6 protein-coding genes are annotated in these 5,723 nt (G+C 36.2%); all 6 read left to right on the forward strand.

The window, feature by feature from the left end:
* Nucleotides 1–727: 727 nt before the first annotated feature.
* On the forward strand, nt 728–2,035 hold the full coding sequence (locus ENL20_08090) for a thymidine phosphorylase (protein ID HHE38518.1): 1,308 nt from the start codon (nt 728–730) through the stop codon (nt 2,033–2,035).
* Between the two features lie 113 nt (nt 2,036–2,148).
* Entirely contained in the window at nt 2,149–2,328 is a 180-nt protein-coding gene (locus ENL20_08095) for a 50S ribosomal protein L32 (protein ID HHE38519.1), read from the forward strand.
* Between the two features lie 14 nt (nt 2,329–2,342).
* Nucleotides 2,343–3,338, forward strand: a complete 996-nt coding sequence (gene plsX, locus ENL20_08100) for a phosphate acyltransferase PlsX (protein HHE38520.1) — start codon at nt 2,343–2,345, stop codon at nt 3,336–3,338.
* Between the two features lie 2 nt (nt 3,339–3,340).
* Complete coding sequence (locus tag ENL20_08105) at nt 3,341–4,336, forward strand: ketoacyl-ACP synthase III (GenBank protein ID HHE38521.1); 996 nt, start codon at nt 3,341–3,343, stop codon at nt 4,334–4,336.
* 242 nt (nt 4,337–4,578) lie between these two features.
* Nucleotides 4,579–5,514 carry a [acyl-carrier-protein] S-malonyltransferase gene (fabD, locus tag ENL20_08110; GenBank protein HHE38522.1) on the forward strand — a complete coding sequence of 312 codons (936 nt, stop codon included), beginning with the start codon at nt 4,579–4,581 and terminating at the stop codon, nt 5,512–5,514.
* A gap of 71 nt (nt 5,515–5,585) precedes the next feature.
* The coding region (locus tag ENL20_08115) for a HEPN domain-containing protein (protein HHE38523.1) at nt 5,586–5,723 on the forward strand (138 nt) is incomplete at its 3' end.

Raw genomic sequence — 5,723 nt, forward strand, 5'->3', positions numbered from 1 at the left:
GCATTAAATCTTATCCTTCCAAAAACTGATGGAGGTCTTAATACGGATTTAACTGCTTTTGAGAAATCGTTTAAATTTCTTCACCTCAAAAAAAATGATAAAATTCTTGTCTATGGAAGCGGGGGAACAGCAGAAACTGCTCTTTATGCTCTACAGGATTTTCCTGATATTTATCTTTCCGCTCGAAATGAAAAAATCGGGAAAGAACTCGCTTTCAATGGGAAAGAACTCGCTTTCAAATATAATTTCAAATTCATACAAGAAAATAAATTATCCGAAGAAAGCTACGATTTGATCATAAATTGTACTCCGCTTGGAATGAACTACGAAGATTTTCTGGAAACCACAAAACTGAAACTTCCGGTAAAAATCATTGACTTACCATACTCTGATAAAAAAACTCCTCTCATTCAAAGATGTGAACAGGAAAATATTCCTTTTGTGGATGGAAAAATGTTCTGGAAATGGCAGGCGGAAAAACAGTTGGAAAAATTCGTAGCACAGATTTGTAATCTGTGAATATGGTTCAGAATTTATTAATCCGGCTTTTGACGGATTGTTTGAGTTACTGTATCGCAATAAATCCTGATCGTGCCTGTAAAACAATTTGCTGAATTGTAAAAATAGCACGAGCAAATCATTAATGATTCGGAGAATCAAAATTACAACGAAACAGAGTTTCGTGTTACATCTCAATCAAGATGATTGAGTCACAAACGGAGAATAAATGAAATACAATCCCGTTGAACTGATTGTGAAAAAGAGAAACGGTGCAAACTTGACCAGAGATGAGATCAAATTCATCTTCACCGCTTATGAATCAGGGAAAATACCAGAATACCAGATGGCTGCATTTTTGATGTCTATTTATTTCCAGGGTATGAAGATCAATGAAGTTCAGACTTTGACGGAAATCTATATCGAATCCGGAAAGCAGATAACTTTCCCTGCAGAAATGAATACCGTCGATAAACACTCGACTGGCGGAGTTGGAGATAAGATCAGCATTCCTCTTGCTCCGATCGTAGCTGCTTGCGGTGGGAAAATCCCGATGATCTCCGGAAGAGGTTTGGGACATACCGGCGGAACTCTCGATAAACTGGAATCTATTCCAGGAATGAGAACAGACTTTTCTGAGAAAGAATTTAAGAAAATTGTGAATGAAGTCGGTTTTGCTATCATCAGTCAATCAGCGGAATTAGTTCCGGTCGATCGCACGATCTATGCTTTACGGGATGTTACCGGAACTGTTGGTAGTTTACCTTTGATCACAGCTAGTATTATGAGCAAGAAGATCGCAGAAGGTGCAAAGAATTTAGTCGTTGACCTGAAAGTCGGAACCGGAGCATTTATCAAAAATATGGAAATGGCAGATAAACTTGCTGAATTATTGATCAGAACCGGAGGAAATTTAGGTCAGAAAGTTGCAGTAGTTTTTTCCAATATGAATTCACCTTTAGGAAAATATGCGGGGAATGCCCTTGAAATAAAAGAAAGCATCGAATTTCTTAAAGGGGAGAATATCCCGGATGTCTATGAGATCACCAAAACTCTTGCTGTTGAGATGCTCCAGCTTTGTCAAATCTCAAAAAATATGAATGAAGCAGGAGATATGTTCGATAAAGTAATTCAAAACGGTTCAGCATTGGAATATTTCAAGAAATTCATAAAAACTCAAGGTGGAAATTCTGATGTTTGTGATGATGTTTCGCTGCTTCCTCATGCAAAATTTGAGATTCCTGTGATTTCCCAAAAAACAGGTTGGATAGAAGCGATCGACAGCCAGCAGATCGGTTATAGTTTAGTCGATATCGGAGCGGGTAGGAAAAAACTGGATTCAAATTTAGATTACGGAGCCGGAGCATTCTTCCCAAAAAAGATCGGAGATTTTATCCAAAAAGACGAAGAACTCGGAACTATCTTTTGCGATGATCAGCAAACCGGAAAAGTAGCTGCTACTAAAATAAGAGACAGTTTTACGATTTCGGAAACTGAAATAAAAAAACCTGATTTGATCTTGAAAGTAATTCATTAATAAAGCAATCCAAAATTCTTGACATAAACCTTAACTTAAAATTTATTAACACACTAAAAATAAAAAGTGTATTATATTATTTAATATAGAATTAAATAATAAGAGGAGATAAAATGGCTGTTCCAAAAAGAAAAACTTCAAAATCAAGAAGGGATAAAAGAAGAACACATTATAAGGCAGAAATGCCAACAATTTCAACCTGTTCGAATTGCGGAGAACCGGTCCAACCACATAATATTTGTAAGAAATGCGGATTTTATAACGGTAAAAAAATAATCTCGATAGAAGAATAAATCAGCGAAAATTCATGAGAATTGCTATCGACGCTTTTGGCAGTGATAACGCTCCTTTACCTGAAGTAGAAGGAGCAGTTCATGCGATAAAAGACGATCTTTGTGATAAAATTATCCTCGTTGGAAAAGAAGAGGTTTTAAAAAAATCGTTAGAAAAATTCTTTTATGACAAAAACCGAATTGAAATTGTACATGCGGATGAAATTATCTCGATGGATGATTCTCCCTCGAGCATTGTCAAGAAAAAGAAGAATTCCTCACTAGTTAAAACAATTCAACTGCATAAAGATGGTTTTGTAGATGGAATTGTTAGTGCCGGAAATACGGGAGCGGTTATGGCTGCTTCTCTATTTATTTACGGTCGGATAAAAAATGTTCTGCGACCGGCAATTGCTCTGACTTTCCCAACAATACACAAACCTGAAATCGTGCTCGATATCGGAGCAAATGTCGATTGTTCTCCCGAACATTTAGTGCAATTCGCCAAACTCGGAAGCCTTTATTCCCGCTTTTTCTTTCAGAACAAAAATCCGGAAGTCGCTCTTCTAAATATTGGAGAAGAAAGCGTTAAAGGAAACGAACTTGTCAAAAAAACATACCAAAAATTGAGTGAATATGAAGATATAAACTTTATTGGAAATATCGAAGGAAAAGATCTGCTGAAAGGTATTGTCGATGTGGTTGTTTGCGATGGTTTTGTGGGAAATGTGATGCTTAAAACTGTCGAAGGTGTTGCCATTGCTATCTTTGGTATGATGAAAGAACAAATGAAAATAGACTGGATCGCCAAAATAGGGGCTTTGCTTTCTTTTCCTGTTTATCAATATCTGAAAAAGAAATTAGATCATACTGAGTATGGCGGAGCATTACTGGTCGGATTAAATGGAATTTCCGTTATTTCGCATGGCAGAGCAAATGCGATCGCGATCAAAAATGCTGTTAAATTTGCTGTTAAGATTGCTAAATCCGGTTTTATCGAACATGCTCAAGAATATTATGAGAGGTTATAATTATGGTTGGAAAATATTATGCAAAAATCGCCGGTACAGGAATGAGTGTTCCTAAAAAAATAATGACCAATTTTGATTTTGAAAAAATCGTAAATACTTCAGACGAATGGATAAGAACCAGAACCGGTATGTCTGAAAGACACATTGCTTCGGAAAATGAAGCTGCATCAGACCTTGCTTATAATGCTGCTTTAAAGGCAATCGAATCTGCTAATATAAAAGCAAGAGAAATTGATATGATCATTGTCGGCACGATTTCCGGTGATCATCCTTTTCCTTCAACCGCTTGTATTCTCCAAAAGAGATTAGGTTTGAAAAATTTTCCTGCATTTGATTTATCTGCCGGTTGCCCGGGTTGGATCTATGCTTCCAATGTCGCTAAACAATATATTGAAAATGGAGTGTATAAAAATATTCTTGTAATTGGAGTGGAAATTCTGACAAAAATTACCAATTATCAAGATAGAAACACCTGCATTTTATTCGGAGACGGAGCAGGCGCAACCATCTTTTCCCGAGCTGAACGCAAAGATATTTCAAGAGTTATCGATTCAGAAATTTTTGCTGATGGAACTCATTATGAACTCCTAATACAAGAAGCAGGTGGTTCCAGGATGCCTGCTTCCAAAGAATCTGTAAAAAAAAATCTGCATACACTTTATATGGAAGGAAATAAGATTTTTAAGTTTGCGATCAAGTCGATGTATTCAGCTTGTGATATTGTCCTCAAAAGAAATAATCTCGATGTAAAATCCATCGATTGGTTGATAACTCACCAGGCAAATATGAGGATCATAGAAGCTCTGGGAAAGAGAATGAAGATTGATACGGATAAAGTTATCGTAAATATTGAAAAATATGCTAATACTTCTTCTGCTACCATTCCAATTGCTCTTGATGAAGCTGTGCGGGAAGGAAAAATTCGGAGAGGTGATCTGGTTTTGATGTCATCATTTGGGGCTGGATTAACATCAGGAAGCTTATTGATCAGATATTAGTATCTCAAACAATCCTGTTTGGGATAGTAAATCAATTTGCTAAATTGATCAATATTAACAAGATTGGAATTGTTTTACGAAAGTAACTTAAACTTTTATTCCGGCTTTTGACGGATTGTTTTTTAGAAGATACCAGAATTATAGTAGTTCGGAACTTGTTTCGAAACTATTGAATAAATATTTTATGAAAATAAATAAGAAGTTCAGAACAAGTTCTGAACTACAAAAAAAAGGAAAAAATTATGTCAAAAACAGCTTTTATATTTCCAGGTCAGGGAGCTCAATACATTGGGATGGCAATGGATTTTATCGAGCAAAATCCTGAATTCAAAACGATCATCGAAAACTTCGATAAAAAGAATGGAACAAATTTATTTCAAATTATGAAGGAAGGACCGGAAGAGCTTTTAAAGGAAACAAAATTCACTCAACCAGCAATCCTATTTCACAGTATTGTCGCCATGAAAACTCTTTTAAACGAGATTGATATAAAACCTGATTTTGTAGCAGGACATTCTCTTGGAGAATTTTCCGCACTCGTTGCTAATGAAGTTCTCGATTTTGAAGATGCTTTGTATCTTGTTCATCGCAGAGGTGAATTCATGATCAAAGCAAACGAAGGAAAACCTTTTGCTATGGCTGCTATTATCGGACCTGATTCAGCAAAAGTAAAAGAATTTTGTGAATCAGCATCGAGCGAAGGAATTGTCATTGCAGCTAATTATAATACTCCAGTACAAACTGTTATTTCCGGATCTAAAGCAGGGGTTGATAAAGCTTGTGAACTCGCTTCCGCAGCCGGAGCAAAAAGAGTTGTTCCGCTTGTAGTAGGAGCTCCTTTCCATTCTCCTTTGATCGAAAAAGCAGGAAATTGGTTGGCGGAAGAAATGGATAAGATCAATTTTAAAACAACGGAAATTCCGGTCATTTCCAATGTCGATGCCAAACCGGTTTCCGATCCTGAGCAAATTAAGAAAAATCTGGCAGAGCAGGTTACATCATCAGTTCTCTGGGTAGATTCAATCAATAATTTGATCAAAGATGGAGTCGAGATTTTTATTGAGTTTGGTCCCAAAAAAGTGCTTGCCGGAATGATCAAAAAAATAGATCGAAGCGTTAAAGTCATGAGTATAGATAAGCTGGAAGATGTAGAGAAAGTGAAAGTTGAATTAGTATAAAAAAAACCTTGCGAATGGTTACAAACCTTCGCAATGGTTGAAAGGTTTTTCATTCCAAAAATCAAGAAACAATGACAAGAGAAGAATTAGTAAATTTCTGGATCGAAGGTTCGGACAGAGATTTCAAATCGATGCAAAACATGTTCGAATCCAAAGATTATCATTGGTCTTTATATGTCGGACATTTAGTGGTCGAGAAATTACTCAAA

This window comes from Candidatus Cloacimonadota bacterium, assembly GCA_011372345.1.
Classification (GTDB): Bacteria; Cloacimonadota; Cloacimonadia; order Cloacimonadales; family TCS61; genus DRTC01.